The sequence below is a fragment of the Streptomyces racemochromogenes genome (assembly GCF_044129415.1).
Taxonomy (GTDB): Bacteria; Actinomycetota; Actinomycetes; order Streptomycetales; family Streptomycetaceae; genus Streptomyces; species Streptomyces racemochromogenes_A.
On record NZ_JBBDHD010000064.1, the window covers coordinates 23,529 to 40,881 of the forward strand.

General features: G+C 75.2%; 16 protein-coding genes and 1 pseudogene. 11 read left to right on the forward strand and 6 right to left on the reverse strand.

Annotation, left to right across the window (positions count from 1 at the left end; genetic code table 11):
- Positions 1-92 precede the first annotated feature (92 nt).
- From WDV06_RS22695 to WDV06_RS22715, 5 genes are all read left to right on the forward strand, one after another.
- A complete protein-coding gene (locus tag WDV06_RS22695) occupies positions 93-1,172 on the forward strand; it encodes an alcohol dehydrogenase catalytic domain-containing protein (protein WP_395511607.1) in 1,080 nt (359 codons plus the stop codon).
- A gap of 5 nt (positions 1,173-1,177) precedes the next feature.
- Positions 1,178-1,867, forward strand: a complete 690-nt coding sequence (locus WDV06_RS22700; protein ID WP_395511608.1) for a helix-turn-helix domain-containing protein — start codon at positions 1,178-1,180, stop codon at positions 1,865-1,867.
- 149 nt (positions 1,868-2,016) lie between these two features.
- The gene (locus WDV06_RS22705; protein ID WP_395511609.1) at positions 2,017-2,517 is read left to right on the forward strand and encodes a flavodoxin domain-containing protein; all 501 of its coding nucleotides are present in this window, start codon (positions 2,017-2,019) and stop codon (positions 2,515-2,517) included.
- 39 nt (positions 2,518-2,556) lie between these two features.
- On the forward strand, positions 2,557-3,153 hold the full coding sequence (locus tag WDV06_RS22710; protein ID WP_395511610.1) for an Rv1733c family protein: 597 nt from the start codon (positions 2,557-2,559) through the stop codon (positions 3,151-3,153).
- A gap of 186 nt (positions 3,154-3,339) precedes the next feature.
- On the forward strand, positions 3,340-5,031 hold the full coding sequence (locus WDV06_RS22715; RefSeq protein WP_395511611.1) for a sensor histidine kinase: 1,692 nt from the start codon (positions 3,340-3,342) through the stop codon (positions 5,029-5,031).
- Between the two features lie 26 nt (positions 5,032-5,057).
- On the opposite strand, the gene WDV06_RS22720 is transcribed toward WDV06_RS22715, so the two are convergent.
- Both WDV06_RS22720 and WDV06_RS22725 read right to left on the reverse strand, forming a co-directional pair.
- Positions 5,058-5,489 carry a pyridoxamine 5'-phosphate oxidase family protein gene (locus WDV06_RS22720; protein WP_395511624.1) on the reverse strand — a complete coding sequence of 144 codons (432 nt, stop codon included), beginning with the start codon at positions 5,487-5,489 and terminating at the stop codon, positions 5,058-5,060.
- 79 nt (positions 5,490-5,568) lie between these two features.
- Positions 5,569-5,895, reverse strand: coding sequence for an STAS domain-containing protein (locus WDV06_RS22725; RefSeq protein WP_395511612.1), 327 nt, complete (start codon positions 5,893-5,895; stop codon positions 5,569-5,571).
- 263 nt (positions 5,896-6,158) lie between these two features.
- On the opposite strand from WDV06_RS22725, the gene WDV06_RS22730 reads away from it, so the two are divergent.
- Complete coding sequence (locus WDV06_RS22730; RefSeq protein ID WP_395511613.1) at positions 6,159-6,866, forward strand: response regulator; 708 nt, start codon at positions 6,159-6,161, stop codon at positions 6,864-6,866.
- A 3-nt stretch (positions 6,867-6,869) separates the two neighbouring features.
- Here WDV06_RS22730 and WDV06_RS22735 read toward each other — a convergent pair whose 3' ends face one another.
- On the reverse strand, positions 6,870-7,745 hold the full coding sequence (locus WDV06_RS22735) for a universal stress protein (protein ID WP_395511614.1): 876 nt from the start codon (positions 7,743-7,745) through the stop codon (positions 6,870-6,872).
- Positions 7,746-7,983: 238 nt separating this feature from the next.
- Here WDV06_RS22735 and WDV06_RS22740 point away from each other — a divergent pair, with 238 nt between their 5' ends.
- Positions 7,984-10,353 (forward strand): phosphoketolase family protein, encoded by a 2,370-nt coding sequence (locus WDV06_RS22740; RefSeq protein ID WP_395511615.1) that lies wholly within the window; start codon positions 7,984-7,986, stop codon positions 10,351-10,353.
- A gap of 26 nt (positions 10,354-10,379) precedes the next feature.
- Here the strand turns inward: WDV06_RS22740 and WDV06_RS22745 are convergent, their stop codons facing one another.
- Positions 10,380-11,369 (reverse strand): Acg family FMN-binding oxidoreductase, encoded by a 990-nt coding sequence (locus tag WDV06_RS22745; protein ID WP_395511616.1) that lies wholly within the window; start codon positions 11,367-11,369, stop codon positions 10,380-10,382.
- Between the two features lie 45 nt (positions 11,370-11,414).
- On the reverse strand, positions 11,415-12,080 hold the full coding sequence (locus tag WDV06_RS22750) for a CBS domain-containing protein (protein WP_395511617.1): 666 nt from the start codon (positions 12,078-12,080) through the stop codon (positions 11,415-11,417).
- Between the two features lie 262 nt (positions 12,081-12,342).
- On the opposite strand from WDV06_RS22750, the gene WDV06_RS22755 reads away from it, so the two are divergent.
- The 4 genes and pseudogenes from WDV06_RS22755 to WDV06_RS22770 all read left to right on the forward strand — a co-directional run.
- Positions 12,343-13,251, forward strand: a complete 909-nt coding sequence (locus WDV06_RS22755; RefSeq protein WP_395511618.1) for a universal stress protein — start codon at positions 12,343-12,345, stop codon at positions 13,249-13,251.
- On the forward strand, positions 13,248-14,111 hold the full coding sequence (locus tag WDV06_RS22760) for a universal stress protein (protein WP_395511619.1): 864 nt from the start codon (positions 13,248-13,250) through the stop codon (positions 14,109-14,111). Before WDV06_RS22755 ends, WDV06_RS22760 begins: the two co-directional genes overlap by 4 nt.
- Before the next feature lie 7 nt (positions 14,112-14,118).
- Positions 14,119-16,701, forward strand: coding sequence for a cation-translocating P-type ATPase (locus WDV06_RS22765; protein WP_395511620.1), 2,583 nt, complete (start codon positions 14,119-14,121; stop codon positions 16,699-16,701).
- 29 nt (positions 16,702-16,730) lie between these two features.
- A pseudogene (locus WDV06_RS22770) lies at positions 16,731-16,913 on the forward strand (DUF1918 domain-containing protein); the annotation flags it as partial.
- 144 nt (positions 16,914-17,057) lie between these two features.
- Here WDV06_RS22770 and WDV06_RS22775 read toward each other — a convergent pair.
- Positions 17,058-17,189 carry a hypothetical protein gene (locus WDV06_RS22775; RefSeq protein WP_395511622.1) on the reverse strand — a complete coding sequence of 44 codons (132 nt, stop codon included), beginning with the start codon at positions 17,187-17,189 and terminating at the stop codon, positions 17,058-17,060.
- Between the last annotated feature and the right edge of the window lie 164 nt (positions 17,190-17,353).

Here is a 17,353-nt window from a genome sequence, read left to right on the forward strand (position 1 = left end):
GTGGGGCCCGACCGGCCCAAGCGTGGCGGCAGGACCCGGGCACAGTCTGGCGGTGACCGCACGTCCGCACCGCACACAGAGAGGGCCGCGCGATGAGGGCACTCGTCTTCCACGGGCCCGGACGGACCTCCTGGCAGGACGTCCCCGACCCGGCGATCAAGGACGCCGCCGACGCGATCGTCCGGGTCGACGCCGTCACCATCTGCGGCACCGACCTGCACATCGTCAAGGGCGACGTCCCCGAGGTCACCCCGGGCCGCGTCCTGGGGCACGAGGCCGTCGGCACCGTCGTCGAGACCGGCGGCGACGTCCGCACCGTCCGCCCCGGCGACCGGGTCCTGATCTCCTGCATCTCGGCCTGCGGCCGCTGCCGCTTCTGCCGCGAAGCCCGCTACGGGCAGTGCCGCGGGGGCGGCGGCTGGGTGCTGGGCCACACCATCGACGGCACCCAGGCCGAGTACGTCCGCGTGCCCTTCGCGGACCTCTCCGTGCACCCGCTGCCCAGCGCCCTGCCGAGCCACGAAGCGGTCCTGCTCGCGGACATCTTCCCGACCTCCTACGAGGTCGGCGTCCTCAACGGCCGGGTCCGTCCCGGTGACACCGTCGTCGTGGTCGGCGCCGGTCCCATCGGGCTGGCGGCCATCGCCACCGCCTCGCTCTACAGCCCGTACCGGACGATCGCCGTCGACCTGGCGGCTTCCCGGCTCGCCGCCGCCCGCGACCTCGGCGCGGACGCCACGGCCGGCGCGCGGGAGGAGCCCGAGAAGCTGGTCGAGGACCTGACCGACGGGCTCGGCGCCGATGTCGTCATCGAGGCGGTCGGGGTTCCCGAGGCGTTCGAGATGTGCACCCGCATGGTGCGTCCCGGCGGCCGGGTCGCCAACATCGGCGTCCACGGCAAGCCCGCGACCCTGCACCTCGAAGACCTGTGGATCAAGGACGTCACCCTCACCACCGGCCTCGTCGACACCCGGTCCACCCCCATGCTGCTGCGCATGATGGCCGCAGGCCGGCTGCCCGGCGCCGCGATGGTCACCCACCGCTTCGCGCTGGACGCGATGGAAGAGGCGTACCACGTCTTCTCGCGGGCGGGCGAGACCGGCGCGCTCAAGGTCGTCCTCGCAGGCCCGCCGCCGCACGACGCGGTCGCCGTACCACCACAGGAGCAGTGATCACCATGAAGAGAAGCCCCAGTGCCCCCTACCCGCCGGCCGGCGGCACGCCCGGACGCACGGACCTCGGCCGCCGCCTGGCCAGCCGCCGTGAGGCCCTCGGCCTGAGCCGTGAGGAGCTGGGCCGCAGGTGCGGCGCCGACGGCAACTACATCGCCTACCTGGAGGAGCACGCCGCCAGCCCCGCCGCCGGCACCCTCGTGCGGGTCGCCGACGTCCTCGGCGTCACCGTCGACGACCTCACCGGCGCGAGCGCCGGCCGGGTGCAGGGCCGTGCGCCGGCCCGCCACGACACCGCGCTGGCGGCACTGGACGAGGAGGAGTGCCGCATGCTGCTGGGCACGCACGGCGTGGGTCGCATCGCGGTCTTCACCCCCGAGGGCCCGGCCGTCCTCCCGGTCAACTACATGGTGGTGGCGGGTACCGCCATCGCGTTCCGCACCGCCGCGGAGACCCTCGCGGCCAGGGCGGCGGGCACGGAGATCGCCTTCGAGATCGACAACATCGACGACGTCACCGCCGGCGGCTGGAGCGTCCTGGCGGTGGGCGAACTCCAGGCCGTCACCGATCCCCAGGAGATCCGGCACCTGACCACGACGGCCCGCTCCCACCCGTGGGCGGGCGGCCCCCGTACCCACTGGATGAAACTGGCTCCCCTCAGGCTCACCGGCCGCCGTGTGGTGCACGCTTCGTGACTCCTCCCGGACCCTGCCGGACGTCGCCCCGGCGAGGGCCGTTCGGCCCCGGCCCGGCACCCGCCCGGCCCAAGCGGACGAGCGGCCCACCGCGCGACAGTGGCACCAGCCCCGACATCCCTCGGAGCGGAGAGCGAGGAACAACCGCCATGACCACCAAACGAGTCCTGGTCGCCTACGGCAGCCGGCACGGAGCCACGGCCGGCATCGCCGAGCAGATCGGCACGACCCTCCGCGAGGACGGTCTCGACGCCGTCGTGCTGCCCGCCGACGACGTCGACGACGTCCGCGGCTACGACGCGGTCGTCATCGGCGGCGCCCTGTACGCGGGCCGCTGGAGCGGCAAGGCCGAGCGCTGCGCCGAACGCAACGCCGACCTGCTGCGGCACCGCCCCGTGTGGATGTTCAGCAGCGGCCCCCTGGACCGCTCCGCCGAGGAGAAGGACATCCCGCCCGTGGCCGCCGTCGCCCGGCAGATGCAGCTCGTGGGAGCCCGCGAGCACATGACCTTCGGCGGCAGCGTCACCGCCCGCACCCCCGGATTCCTCGCCAAGGCCCTCCTCCGCCAGGGCAAGGGCGGCGACCACCGCAACCCCGAACGGATCCGGACCTGGGCGCACCACATCAGCGCCGAGCTCGCCGCCGCCTGACCGGGCGGCCCGCGCGCCCCGGACCGGCGGAGGCACCCCATGTACCACTGGACGAGACACGCGGCCGACAACCCGGTCCGACGGGACGCCGACCGCACCCGCACCCGCCTGCACGCCGCCTTCGCGTCGGCCTGCCTGCTGGCCGCGGTCTGCGGAGTCCTGGTGGGCCGGTCGGTATGGGACGACGGCAGCAGGGCCGTCGGGGCGACCGCCGGCCACCGGCACACCGTGACCGCCACCACGACCGCCGGCACCGCGTACGTGGCCGCTCCCCGGTCGGCCGGCCCGCCGCTGCCCGTGGCGCCCGCCACCTGGCACTACCCCGGGAACCGGGCCCACGCGCAGACCGTGTCCGTCCCGGCCGGCACGCGCACGGGCGACGCCGTCCAGGTGTGGGTCGACGACCGGGGCGACGCGGCACCCGCCCCTCCCGCCACCGGTGACGTCGCCGTGCGGGCCATCGGCTACGGCACGGGCGTGCTGAGCGGGATCGTCCTCGCGGCCGGCGCCCTGGTCGCCGTACGCCTGCGGATCGTCGACGCACGCAGCGCACGGGCGTGGGAGACGGAGTGGGCGGCCATCGAACCCGTGTGGTCCGGGCGTCCGCGCCCCGGCCACGGGGCCGGCGACGACTGAGACCGGCGCCCGTCCGGGCGACCGCGGCAGTGCCGCCCGCCGCGACTCGTACCCGGGCGCCGGCAGTATCGCAAGGAGGTCATCCACACCCCCGCGTGTCGATACGCTGGCCCCAGTGGTGCCAGTGGGTGGCAGGCGGAGGAGTGGCGCGTGGGTGTGGGGGATCCGTTGACCCGGGTACCGAGGATGAGGCTCGACGAACTGCTGGACGAGCTCCAGGTGCGCATCGACGAGGTGCGCGGTACCCGCGACCGGGTGCACAGCCTGCTGGAGGCCGTCGTGTCGGTCGGGCGGGAACTCGACCTCGCCCAGGTGCTCCGCCGGATCGTGGAGGCGGCCGCGCTGCTCGTGGACGCCGAGTACGGGGCCCTGGGGGTGATCGGCCCCGACGGGCGCACGCTCGCACAGTTCCTGACCGTGGGCCTCACCGACGCGCAGATCGCCGCGATCGGTCCGCTGCCCGCCGGTCACGGACTGCTCGGCGAGGTCATCCACCACCCGGAGCCCCTGCGCCTGACCGACCTCGGAGCGCACCCCTGCTCCCACGGGTTCCCCGCCGACCATCCGCCCATGCGTACGTTCCTCGGCGTGCCGATCCGGGTGCGCGACGAGGTGTTCGGGAACCTCTATCTGACCGACAAGCGGGGCGGGGTCGACTTCGACACCGAGGACGAGACGGTGATCTCCACCCTGTCGGTGGCGGCCGGCGTGGCGATCGACAACGCACGCCTCTACGAGGGGGCGCAGCGCCAGCAGCGATGGCTCAGGGCCAACGCGGAGATCACCGAGAGCCTGCTGTCCGGGAGTTCGCGCCCGGCGGTGCTGGAGCTCATCGCCCGCCGTGCCCGGGAGATCACCGGGGCGCGACTCGCGCACATCGCCGTGCCGGTGGACGGGGTCGACGGCCTGCTCGTGGAGTTCGCCGTCGGCGAGGGCGCGGACGCGCAACAGGGCCTCGTGGTCGCGTTCGACGGCACGCTCTCCGGAGCCGCGCACCGGGCGGGGAAGCCGGTGACCGCGTTGCGGGCCTCGGGCGACGGGCGCTGCGCGGACGAACCCGGGACGCGGGGACGCGAGGACGGCGCGGGACCGGCCGTCGCGGTCCCGCTCGGCACCGCGGGGAGGGAGGGCCGGGGGGTTCTGCTGCTCGCGCGCGCGGCGGGGGACCCGGCGTTCGGCGAGGGCGAGCTGGAGCCGCTCGTCGCCTTCGCGGGTCAGGCGGCGATCGCCCTGGAGCTCGCGGAACGGCGTCGGGACGCCGAGCAGATCGCCCTGCTGGAGGAGCGCGACCGGATCGCCCGCGACCTGCACGATCTGGCCATCCAGCGGCTCTTCGCGACCGGCATGACCCTGCAGAGCGCGGCCCGGCTCGTGGAGCACGAGGGGGCTGCCGAGCGCGTCGGCCGGGCGGTCGACGACCTGGACGAGACCATCAAGATCATCCGGTCGACGATCTTCGGACTGCGCACCCGGGACCGCGAGGGCGAACCCGGGCTGCGGGCCCGTGCCGCCCGTGCCGTGGGTGACGCGGCCCCCTCCCTCGGCCACCCGCCGATCCTGAGCATGGAGGGACTCCTCGACACCGACGTACCCCCGCAGATCGCCGACCACGTGGTGGCGGTCCTGGGCGAGCTCCTCAGCAACGCGGCCCGCCACGCGCGGGCCACCCGCGTCGCGGTGGCCCTCAAGGCCGGGCAGGGCGAGATCGTGCTGACCGTCTCGGACAACGGCGTGGGCATCCCCGCCCAGGGGCGCCGGAGCGGTCTGCGCAACCTCGACGAGCGGGCGCGGGCCGTGGGCGGGACCTTCACCGTCGGGACTCCCGACGAGGGCGGCAGCCGGCTGGTGTGGCGGGCGCCGCTCACCCCCGGCGGCTGAGGGAAACAGGACGGGGGGGCAGGGGGTCAGCCGCGGATCACCGGGGCGGGCGGGGGCGCCGCCGCCTCCAGCCGGAATCCCGTGACGAGATCGGGGCGGATGCGCAGGGTCCGGGTCGTCGCCCGTTCCACCCAGGGCCGCAGCAGGTCCGCGTACCGGTCGACGTCCTCGGCGTCGGCCACCGGCCGGGCGTAGCCGGTGACGACGACGCTCCATCCGAGGTGGGTGTCGGGGTCCATCGCATCGGCCTCGTAGGCCACCACCACGCCCGGGCCGTCGGCCGGCGCCGCCAGGGAGGCGAGCGCCCCGCCTTCGTGGATCCGGATGACGACGTCCTCGCCGTCGACGAGGTGGTTGACCGGCCGGACGGCGGGCAGGGCGTGCTGCGTGAAGACGATGCGCCCCAGCGACACGGTGGCGAGGAGCCGCAGCGCCTCGGCCCTGTCGAGCTCACGCATGTGCCGGGCGGGCGGCGTCCGGCCGGTCCGCCCCGGGGCGCACGGCACGCGATCCCGGCTCACGGGGACGGCTCCGTGCTCACGAGGCGGTGAACGTCAGGTCGCGGTCGGCGGAGAGCACCTGGAGGGACTTGACCACCAGGGGCGGCACGTCGCACAGGAGGAGCCGGGTGCCCGCCGTACGGCAGTGGCGGTCGAAACGGGTCAGGAGGTCTATGCCGGCGCTGTCGCAGAAGGTGAGTCCGCGCAGGTCCAGGACGATGTTCCGGTAGCCGCAGGAGGCGAGTTCGCGCAGCCTCGGCCCCAGCTGTCCGGCCGTGTAGAAGTCGAGTTCCCCGGCCAGGGCGAGCCGCAGACCCCAGTCGTTCCGGGCGACGGTCCTCAGGTCGATCAAAGCGGTCGTCATGGCGTCCTCCGCGCTGCGTGCGGCTCCGTGGAGCCGCGCCCTTCCCGTGCGGCACCAGTCCATCCGGTGGCGCGCGTACCCGGGAGGGTCCGTCAGGCCCTCGGACAGGGCCGAAGGTCCCTCCTCGGGAGGGCCGGCCGGCGGCACCCGGCGGGAAGCCGCCGTCGGATGAGGGCCGATCGGCCCTGTCGACCGGCCCGTTCGGCGGGCAGGATGCCGGTGTCCGCGCGTCCAGGGACGAGCCCAGGCGAAGGAGTCGCGTCATGACAGGCAGCGGTGCCACCTCCCCGGCGACGGGGCCGATCCGCGTCTTCCTGCTCGACGACCACGAGGTCGTGCGCAGGGGGGTCCACGACCTGCTGGACGCCGAACCGGGCCTGACCGTGGTCGGTGAAGCGGGCACGGCCGCACAGGCGCTGGCCCGCGTTCCGGCGCTGCGCCCGCAGGTCGCGATCCTGGACGTGCGGCTCCCGGACGGCGACGGGGTGAGCGTGTGCCGTGAGCTGCGCTCGCGGATGCCCGGCCTGGCCTGCCTGATGCTCACGTCGTTCGATGACGAGGACGCTCTCCTGGACGCCGTGATGGCGGGGGCCTCCGGCTACGTCCTGAAGCAGATCACCGGAACCGACCTGGTGACCGCCGTCCGGACGGTGGCCTCCGGCCAGTCGATGCTCGACCCCGGGGCCACCACCCGGCTCATGGCACGCGTACGCGGGGACGTGCCGCCGGAGGAGCGGGTCCCGGGGCTCCCCGGCTTCACGGACCGGGAGAAGGAGATCCTCCTCATGGTCAGCGAGGGGCTGACCAACAGGGAGATCGGCAAGCGGCTCCACCTCGCGGAGAAGACCGTCAAGAACACCGTCTCGCGGCTGTTCGTCAAGCTCGGGGTGGAGGGGCGCGTCCAGGCCGCCGTGATCGCCAGCCACGCCCTGACCCCGCCCGGCCGGCACCCGGTCCCCTCCGCGGAATAGGCCCTAGCGGTGCGGCACGACCGCGACGGGGCAGGCCGAGTGGTGCAGGACGGCATGGGCCGTCGATCCGATACGTGCGCCCGGGGCCGACTCCCGGATCTGCCGGCCGACGACGAGCAGCCCGGCGTCCGACGCGGCGGAGAGCAGCACGTGGCCCGCGCCGCCCAGCTCCACGTGCGCGACCACGTCCACCTCGGGGTACCGCGTGCGCCACGGCTCCAGCGCCTGCTCCAGCGCGGCCTTCTCGAACGGCTCCAGCCCGGCGAACCGGTCCGCGATCCACATCGAGCCGGGGCTGTAGCCGTAGACCGGGGGCGGGCTCCAGGCCCGGACCGCGCGCAGGGGGGCCCTGCGCGACGCGGCCGCCTCGAAGGCGAAGCCCAGCACGCCGGCGGAGTCCGCCACGCCGCCCTGCTGGCCGACGACCACCTCGCCGTCGTCGGACCCCGGCACCGCCGTGCCGTGCCGGGCGCGGACGGAGACGACGGGGCATTCGGCGGCGGCGATCAGCTGTTGCCCGTACGAGCCGAGCAGGAAGCCGGCCAGAACGCCGTGTCCGCGGCTTCCGATCACCAGCATCTCCGCCTCCTTGGCGGCGCGCAGCAGGGCGGGCACGGGGACGTCCGCCACCGCCTCCACGGTGAGGGAGAGCCGGGGGTGGCGGCGCCCGAGCTCGGCCTGCGTCCCGTCCAGCACCTCCCGGGCCCGGCGGGCCCAGGCCTCGCGGTCGTGGTCGACGGGGAGGGCGAGCGGCTGCCACGACCAGGCGTGGACCACGCGCACGTGCAGGTCCCGGCGTACGGCCTCCCGAGCCGCCCAGTCGGCCGCCGCCCGGCTCTCGGGGGAACCGTCCACGCCGACGACGAGGGTGCGCTCCACAGGTCTGTCCTCCGTACTGGTGCGCGAGCACCGGGTCGATGACGGGACGGGTGGCGCCGGCCGGGGGAGGACCGGGCGCCACCGGGATTCACCTTCCCCGTGCCGGGCAGGGGCGCGTAAGGGCCGACGGTCCCTCCCCGAGGGCCGGTCCTCCCCTGTCGGCCGCGGGCCGGTGGCGCCAGGGTGTCGGCATCGGCCCAGTCGACGAACGTCCCGACCCCCACCCGCAGGAGCGGACATGACCGCGTTGACCGCGCATTCGATCTCGGAGCTGGACGCCCACTGGCGCGCCGCCAACTACCTGGCCGTCGGCCAGATCTACCTCATGGACAACCCCCTGCTGACCGAACCGCTCCGGCCCGAGCACATCAAACCCCGGCTGCTCGGCCACTGGGGCACCTCCCCCGGCCTGAACCTGGTCCACACCCACCTCAACCGGGTGATCAGGGAGCGGTCGCTGGAGGCCCTGTGCGTCTGGGGCCCCGGGCACGGCGGCCCCGCCGTCCTGGCCAACTCCTGGCTGGAGGGGACGTACAGCGAGACCTACCCGGACGTGACGCGCGACGCGCACGGCATGGCCAGGCTGTTCCGGCAGTTCTCCTTCCCCGGCGGCGTGCCCAGCCACGTCGCGCCGGAGACGCCCGGCTCCATCCACGAGGGCGGCGAGCTCGGATACTCCCTCGCCCACGCCTACGGCGCCGCCTTCGACCACCCCGGCCTGCTGGTGGCCTGCGTCATCGGAGACGGAGAGGCCGAGACCGGCCCACTGGCGGCCTCCTGGCACGCGAACAAGTTCCTCGACCCGGTCCACGACGGCGCCGTCCTGCCCGTCCTGCACCTCAACGGGTACAAGATCGCCAACCCGACGGTGCTGTCCCGGATCCCCGAGGCCGAGCTCGACGCCCTGCTGCGCGGTTACGGCCACGAGCCGCTGTACGTGACCGGAAGCGACCCGGCCCTCGTCCACCGGTCCCTGGCCCGCGCGATGGACCGGGCCCTGGAGCGCATCGCCGCCATCCAGGCCGAGGCGCGCGCGGCGGGCGGCGACCCCGGCCGGGAGTACCCGCGCTGGCCGATGATCGTGCTGCGCACGCCGAAGGGCTGGACGGGACCCGCGAGCGTCGACGGGGACCCGGTCGAGGGTACGTGGCGCTCCCACCAGGTTCCGCTCGCGGGGGTGCGCGAGAACCCCGCCCACCTGAGGCAGCTGGAGGAGTGGCTGCGCTCGTACCGGCCCCAGGAGCTCTTCGACGCCGACGGCCGTCCGACGGCGCGGGTCCTGGCCTGCGTCCCGGAGGGCGCACGCCGCCTGGGCGCCGTGCCCTGCGCGAACGGCGGGCTGCTGCTGCGGCCGCTGCCGCTGCCCGCGCTCGACGCGCACGCCGTCCCGGTGGACAAGCCGGGACGCACCCTGCACGAACCGACCCGCATCCTCGGACACTTCCTCACCCAGGTCATGCGGGACACGGCCGGACGCCGGGACTTCCGGGTCGTCGGGCCGGACGAGACCGCCTCGAACCGCCTCGACGACCTGTACGGAGCCACCGGAAAGGCCTGGCAGGGCCTGACGGAGGCGACGGACCGTAACCTGTCCCGGGACGGCAGGGTGATGGAGATCCTCTCCGAACACGTCTGCCAGGGCTGGCTGGAGGGCTACCTCCTCACCGGCCGCCACGGCCTGTTCTCCACCTACGAGGCCTTCGCGCACATCGTCGACTCCATGGTCGGCCAGCACGTCAAATGGCTGAAGACCGCGCGCGAACTGCCCTGGCGGGCACCGATCGCCTCGCTCAACTACCTCCTCACCTCGCACGTCTGGCGCCAGGACAACAACGGCTTCTCACACCAGGACCCGGGTTTCGTCGACCACGTCCTCAACAAGAGCCCCCAGGTCGTACGCGCCTACCTGCCGCCGGACGCCAACACGCTCCTCGCCGTGGCCGACCACGCCCTGCGCAGCCGCGACCGGGTCAACGTGATCGTCGCGGGCAAGCAGCCCTGCTTCGACTGGCTGGCGATCGACGAGGCCCGCGCGCACGTGGCGCGCGGAGCCGGCGTCTGGGAATGGGCCGGCACCGACGACGGCTCCCGCGCCCCGGACGTCGTCCTCGCCTGCGCCGGCGACGTGCCCACCATGGAGGTGCTGGCCGCCGCCGCCCTGCTCCGCGAACACCTCCCCTCGCTGGCGGTCCGCGTCGTCAACGTCGTCGACATCGCCCGCCTCATGCCCCACGAGGAACACCCGCACGGCATGACGGACGCCGAGTACGACGGCCTCTTCACCCCCGACAGGCCGGTGATCTTCGCCTACCACGGCTATCCGTGGCTGGTGCACCGCCTCGCCTACCGCCGCGGCGGCCACTCCCAGCTGCACGTACGCGGATACAAGGAGTCGGGCACGACCACCACCCCGTTCGACATGGTGGTCCGCAACGACATGGACCGCTACCGGCTGGTGATGGACGTCATCGACCGCGTTCCCGGTCTGGCGGACCGTGCCGGGGACCTGCGCCGGAACATGGCCGGCCGGCGCGTCCGCCACCACGACTGGATCCGCGCACACGGCACCGACCTGCCGGAGGTCGCCGACTGGTCCTGGCCCTTCTGACCCGGTCGCCGTGCGGTGCCGGGCTCTCACCCGAGCTCCAGGACCTCCGTCACGGGCCGGCGAGGGGTGGCGGCCCCGGCCGGCCCGTATCCGAGGCGCAGGACCATCTGGACGTGGCCGAGGGAGACCAGCGGGTCGCGGACCGCCCAGCGCAGCTCCGGCCACTCCAGGGGCTGGGAGGTCATCGAGGTCGCGAGGCCGTCGGCGGTGGCCTGGAGGAGCACGCGCTCAAGTGCCTGGCCCGCGCGCAGCCAGTCGGCCGCGGTGTCGTCCGCGGTGCCCAGGAGGGCGAGCTGCGGGTGCTCCTCGAACACGGCCCATCCGCGGTCCGGGTCCGGGTGGGCCCGGCCGAAGTCGCGTACGGATGCCGGTCCGGCGCTCCTCGGGCCGAACGCCGCGGCGGGAATGCCGTCGTCCCGCGGCGCGGGCGCCGCACCCCGGCCCCCGGTGGTCCAGGCCGCCGTCTCCGCCCGGGCCGAAGGATCCATCTCCTCGTGGTGCTCCGCGTCCCGTACGAGGGAGAGCACGGCCTCGGTGTGCCAGCGGTCGGGCAGGGTCAGGCGGCAGCCTTCCAGACGGGCGGCGGCACACAGGCCGTCCAGCAGGGGGGCCGGTACGGGCTCGTCCGTGAAGGGGTGGCGGCTGGTGTGCCGGCGTCGGAGCGCGCCGTGCAGCGCGGCGAGTTCACGGTCCTCACCCGCGGGCGTGCCGAAGACCACGCCGGCCAGCAGCCACGGGTCGGAGCCGTCGGGCAACAGGCCCACCCGGGCGCCGAGCCCGTGCCACGCCGCGGACACCCGCAGGTTGAACAGGGCCGCGGCGCAGCCGAGATGGAGGGCCCGGTGATCGGGGTCGGTGCGCTCCATGGCCCGTTCCGGGTCGCCGCGCAGTTCGAGGACGCCGCTGTCCGGACGGAAGACGAAACGCCAGGGCTGGGCGTTGTGCATGGAGGGGGCCGTGACGGCGTCGCCGACGAGCCGGGCGACGGTGTCGGCGACGACCTGGGTCGAGGTCATGGGAGTTGTCCTGTCCGTGCGGGGGAGCAGAGGTGGGGCCGGCCGTCACCACGGCATCGCGTCGCGGACGTGCCCGGCGGGGTCGGAAGCCGCGTCCTCGGTGCGCGCCGTGACGCGTGAGGCCACCGCCACGACCCCGTCGAGCCGTTCGACCAGGCCGAGGAGCGCGGGCAACTGGCTCCGGCGCGGCACGAGGCCCTCCAGGGTGACGATTCCGTCGACCACGTGGACCTCGACGTCGCCGGCCGGCACGCCCGCCACGTCCCGGAGGACCTCCTGGACGCGCCGGCGGATCTCGGAGTCCGGACGCAGGAACATGCGGAGCAGGTCCCGGCGGGTGATGATGCCGACGAGCCGGTCCTCCTCGTCCACCACGGGCAGCCGTTCGACGCCGCGGCGGGTCATCAGCCGGGCCGCGTCCGCGGCCGTCGTGTCGGCGGAGACGGTGACCGCCGGAGCGGACATGACCTCCCCCGCGGTGGTCGGCCGGGCCGGTGTGCCGTCACCCGGCGGCGCATCGGAACCGGGCCCGGCATGGGCCAGGACGTCGGTCTGCGAGACGACACCCGCCACGCGGTCCTCGTCGTCCAGGACGGGGACACCGCTGATGTCGTACTGGGCGAGCAGCTTCGCGACGTCCTTGAAAGCGGTTCCGGGGGCCGCTGAGACGACCTCGTCGGTCATCAGGTCCGCCACCTTGAGGCTTTTCATGGGGCCCTCCTGGTCCGCAGCGCCGTGCGGGTGGCCGATGTGGTGTGCGTGCCACTCACCATCCGCCGGAGCGGCCGGGGGATCGAGGGCCGAACGGCCCCGTCCGGGGACCGGAAGGGCCCCGTTCGGAAGGCGGCGCCGGGCCGGGTCCGGCCGATGGGGACCTTTGGTCCCGGAAGGGTCCCGGGCGGCCCTCTTCCTCACCGGGTGCCGGTGCCAGCGTGAGGGGTGACACCCGTCGCCTTCTCGGTAGGGAGGAACCGTGGAAAGGACCATCCGCACGCCGGACACCAGCTCCGTCGTCGTCGGCGTGGACGGCTCGGCGCAGGCGCGCGACGCCGCCCTGTGGGCCGCCGGCGAGGCCGTGCGCCGCGGCCGCCCCCTGCACATCGTCCACGGCGGCGACACCGACGGCCGGGCCCTCTACGTGTCGGGGGAGACCATCGAGAAGGTCCGTGCCGCCGGACGGGCCCTCCTGGACGACACGGCCAAGGCCGTGGCCGCCGAGTATCCCGGGCTGACCGTGACCACCGAGTTCAGCCGCAGCGACGCCGTCACCAGCCTGCACCGGGCCGGCGGCCTGCACGGCACGGTCGTCGTGGGCAACCGCGGCCTGGGCGGCTTCGACTCCCTCCTGCTCGGCTCCGTCGGCCTGGACACGGCGGCGACGGCCCGGACCCCGGTCATCGTGGTCCGCGGCGTCGAGAGGGCGGAGGAACGCGGCAGCGTCGTGGTCGCCGTCCGCGACGAACACGACCTGATGTGCGCGCAGTACGCCGCCCGGGAGGCCGAGCTGCGCAAGGCGTCGCTCAGGCTGCTGCACGTGTGGAACGTCTTCCAGTCCGTCGGGATCGTGGTCCCCATGTCCGACGGCATGGACGAGATCGCCGGCCGGCACGAGGAGACCCTGCTCGCCGTCACGGACGTCATCCGCGAAGAGTTCCCCGACCTGGCCGTCGAGAGCGAGGCGGAGAAGAGCGTCTCCGTGGCCGGCGTCCTCGTCGAGGCCTCCCGCCACGCCGACCTGCTCGTCATGGGCGGCCGCCGCGCCCCCACCCCCCTCGGGCTCCGGCGCAGCCTCGGGCGCGCCGCGCACAGCCTGGTGCACCACGCCCACTGCCCGGTCCTGCTCGTCCCCCGGCTCGGCAGCCACTTCGGGAGCACGTCATGACCGCCTCATGGGAGCAGTCCCACGACATCGTCCTCGGCGTCGACCCGGTCCGGGACTGGCACCTCGCCACCGCCTGGGCGGCCGACGAGGCCCACCGGCGCCGCCTGCCGCTCCGCCTGGTGCTGGCCGTCCCCGCGGAGCACGACACCCGGCGCGTCGACGGCACGCCGCAGGAGTCCGCCCAGCGCCGCAGCGGCGCCGACCGGCTGGACCAGGCCGCCGCCTGGGTCGGCGAACGCCACCCGGAGGTCACCGTCCACACCGACCTCCTCGGCGGCGTCCCCGCCCACGTCCTGGTGGCACAGGCACGGCACGCCCGTCTCCTGGTCCTGGGCTCCCGGCACCTGGGCCGAGCGGCGGAGTTCCTCAGCGCGGGCTCGACCGTCATCCCCGTGACCGCGCAGGCCGCCTGCCCGGTCGCCGTGGTGGGCGACGCCGAGCACGTCACCCAGCAGCCGGCCTACCTCGTCGTCGGCATCGACGGCAGCGCGGCCACCACCGACGCCCTGGCCTTCGCCTTCGACGAGGCCGACCGGCGCGGTGCCGCCCTGCGGGTCGTGTGCGTGTGGCAGCCGCCGCTGTTCCTGCTCAACGACGAGGAGGTCGCGCTGAAGGCCCAGCGGTTCCTGCTCAGCGAAGCCACGGCCGGCCTGGCGGACAAGTACCCGGACGTCCACGTCACCCACGAGGTCCTCACCGGCCACCCCGTCGAGGAACTCGCCCGGGTCGCCGAACACGCCCTCGCCCTGGTCGTCGGACGCCGCGGCCGGGGCGGCTACACCGGCATGCGGCTGGGCTCCGTCACCCACGGCCTGCTGCACCGCGCCCACTGCCCGGTGCTGACCGTCCCCACCGGCTGAGCCGGCGATGAGCAGCCGGGCGACCGACGCACCGGCCCCTCCCGCCGGGCGAGCGGCCGGGCTGACACAGGCCGATGCCGAGCGCCGGCTCGCCCGGTACGGGCGCAACGAGGTGCCCCCGCCCCCGCCCACACCCCTCCACCGCCGGATCCTGGCACAGCTGCGCGACCCGCTCATCCTGGTGCTGCTCGGCGCCGCCCTGCTGACCATCGCCATCGGGGACCACCCCGACGCCGTGGTCATCGCCCTGGTGGTCGTCGTCAACACCACCGTCGGCGTCGCCCAGGAGGTACGGGCCGACCGCGCCGTCGCCGCACTCTCCGCCCTGTCGGCCCCGCACGCCCGGGTCCTGCGCGACGGCGCCCCCCGCGAAGTCCCCACGGCCCTCGTGGTGCCCGGCGACACCCTGCTGCTGGGCGAGGGGGACATCGTCGCCGCGGACGCCGCACTCTCCGAGGCGTCGGCCCTGCTCGTCGACGAAGCGATGCTCACCGGCGAGTCCGAACCCGTCGCCAGGGCGGTGGGGGAGCCGGTGCGCGCCGGCACCGTCGTCGTACGCGGCCGGGGGGTGGCCACGGCCACGGCCACCGGCCCGGACAGCAGCTTCGGCCGGATCGCCGCGCTGCTCGACGGCGACCGCGAACCGACACCGCTCCAGCGCAGGCTCGCCGCCCTCGGCCGCGTCCTGGCCGCCGCCACGCTCGCCCTGTGCGTCCTCTTCTTCGCCCTGGGCCTGCTGCGCGGCCTGGCCGCGGGGACGTTGGCCGTCACCGCCATCAGCCTCGCCGTCGCCGCCGTCCCCGAGTCCCTGCCCGCCGTGGTCACCCTGGCCCTGGCCCTGGGGGCCCGCCGGATGGCGGCCCGGGGCGCCCTCGTCCGCCGCCTGCCCGCCGTCGAGACGCTCGGCTCGGTCGGTGTCCTGGCCACCGACAAGACCGGCACCCTCACCGAGGGCCGCATGGTCGTCCAGCACGTGTGGACGCCCGAGGGCGGCGCCGACCTCTCCGGCACCGGGTACGAGCCCCACGGCCGCCTGCTCCGCGACGGACGGCAGCCGACCCCCCAGGAAGCCCGCCCGGTACGCGAACTGCTCATGGCCGCCGCCCTGTGCAACGACGCGAGCCTGCGACCCCCCGCGGACCGGACCGGTGACTGGACGCCCGTCGGCGACCCCATGGAAGCGGCCCTGCTGGCGGCCGCGGCCAAGGCCCGGTGCCCTTCCCGGCCCGAGCTGGACCGGCTCTGCCCGCGGTTCGCCGAGGCTCCCTTCGACCCCCTGCGCAAGAGGATGACCACCCTGCACCACCTCCCCGACGGCAACGTGCTGGTCTGCCTCAAAGGGGCCCCGGAGACCGTGCTGGACCCCCTGGTCCTCGACGCCGGACCCGACCTGCTGGACCACGCCCGCTCCCGCGCGCGGACCCTGGCACTCCAGGGCTTCCGCGTCCTGGCCGTGGCCGGCGCCGAGAGGCTGTGGCAGCCCCTGCCCGCCACCGAGGCGGAACGGGGCCTGCGCCTGCTCGGCCTGGTCGCGATCAGCGACCCCCCGAAGCCTTCGGCCACCGCCACCCTCGCGGCCTGCCGCGCGGCGGGGATCACCCCGGTGATGATCACCGGCGACCACCCGGCGACCGCCCGCGCCATCGCCGTACGCACCGGAGTCATCGACGACGGCCCCGACGGCAAGGTCCTCACCGGCCCCGACCTGGCCACGACCCCGGCCGTCGGCCTGACCGCCGCCCGCGTCTTCGCCCGCACGGACCCGCAGCAGAAGCTGGACATCGTCCGCGCCTGGCGGGCCCGCGGCGCCGTCACCGCCATGACCGGCGACGGGGTCAACGACGGCCCCGCCCTGCGGCAGGCGGACATCGGCGTCGCCATGGGTGCCCGCGGCACCGAAGTGGCCCGGCAGGCGGCCGACCTCGTCCTCACCGACGACGAACTCTCGACCGTCGTCACAGCGGTCGAGGAAGGCCGGCGCGTCTACGGCAACATCCGCCGCTTCCTCGTCTACGCCCTGGCCGGAGGCACCGCCGAGATCCTGGTGATGCTGACCGGCCCCCTGCTCGCCCTGCCCCTGCCGCTGCGCGCAGGCCAGATCCTGTGGATCAACCTCCTCACGCACGGGCTGACGGGCGTGGCCATGGGCGCCGAACCGGCCGCCCCCGCCGCCATGCGCCGTCCGCCCCGCCCCCCTGACCAGCACATCCTGGCCGCCGGTGTCTGGCAGCGCCTCCTGGCCCTGGCCGCGGCCGTCACGGCCGTGTCCTTCCTCGCCGGCACCGCGGCGCGCGCCGTCGGCCTGCCCTGGCAGAGCGTGCTCTTCCTCGCCCTGCTCGCAGCCCAGCTGGGGGTGGCCCTCGGCCTGCGGGACCGCCTGCTGACGAGGGCGAACCTCTTCCTGCCCGCCTCCGTGGCCGGATCCGCGCTCCTCGGCGCCGCCGCCCTGTACGCCCCCGCCCTGCGGTCGCTGCTGGACACCGAGCCCGTGGGCCGGTCCGGCGCGTGGCTCGCCTCGGCCGCCGGCCTGGCGGCGTTCGTCTGCGCCCGGCTCCTGCGGGGCGCGTTCCACAGAAAGGCACGATCATGACCCTGCAGCCCGCCGCGGACCACTCCGGCATGCACGCGGAGATCGGCGACCAGATCCTCGTGGGCGGCCCCGTCGTCGGCAGGCCCGGAAGGGACGGGGAAGTCGTCGCCCTCCACCACGAGGACGGCACGCCCCCCTACGACGTGCGCTGGTCCGACACCGGCCGCACCACCGTCTTCTTCCCCGGCCCCGACGCCCACGTCCGCCACCTGCACGACAGCGCGCGGCACTGAACGCGAGCACCGCCGCCCCCGGCCGGGACCACCGTGGACAACGGACGTACCCCCCTCACCGCCGCCACCGGCCGGAGGGGGGAACGCGAGCCGGGGCGACCGGCTTCCGGTCGCCGCCCGCCCCTATCGGCGCGGGCCCGGGCGGGCGGTGGCGGAGTAGCCGTCGTGCCAGGCGGCACGTGCGCCGGAGTCGCCGATCCGGTAGACCTGCACGACGGTGCCCGCACCGATCAACAGCGCCAGGACGATCGCCACCGCGCGCAGGGGCGCGGACCGGGCCCACCCGGCCGCCGCCGAGGCGGGGGGGGGGGGGGGGGGGGGGGGGGGGGGGGGCGCGCCCCCCCCCCCCCCGCCCCCGCCCCCCCCCCCCCCCCCCCCCCCCCCCCCCCCCCCCCCCCCCCCCCCCCCCGCGCGCCCCC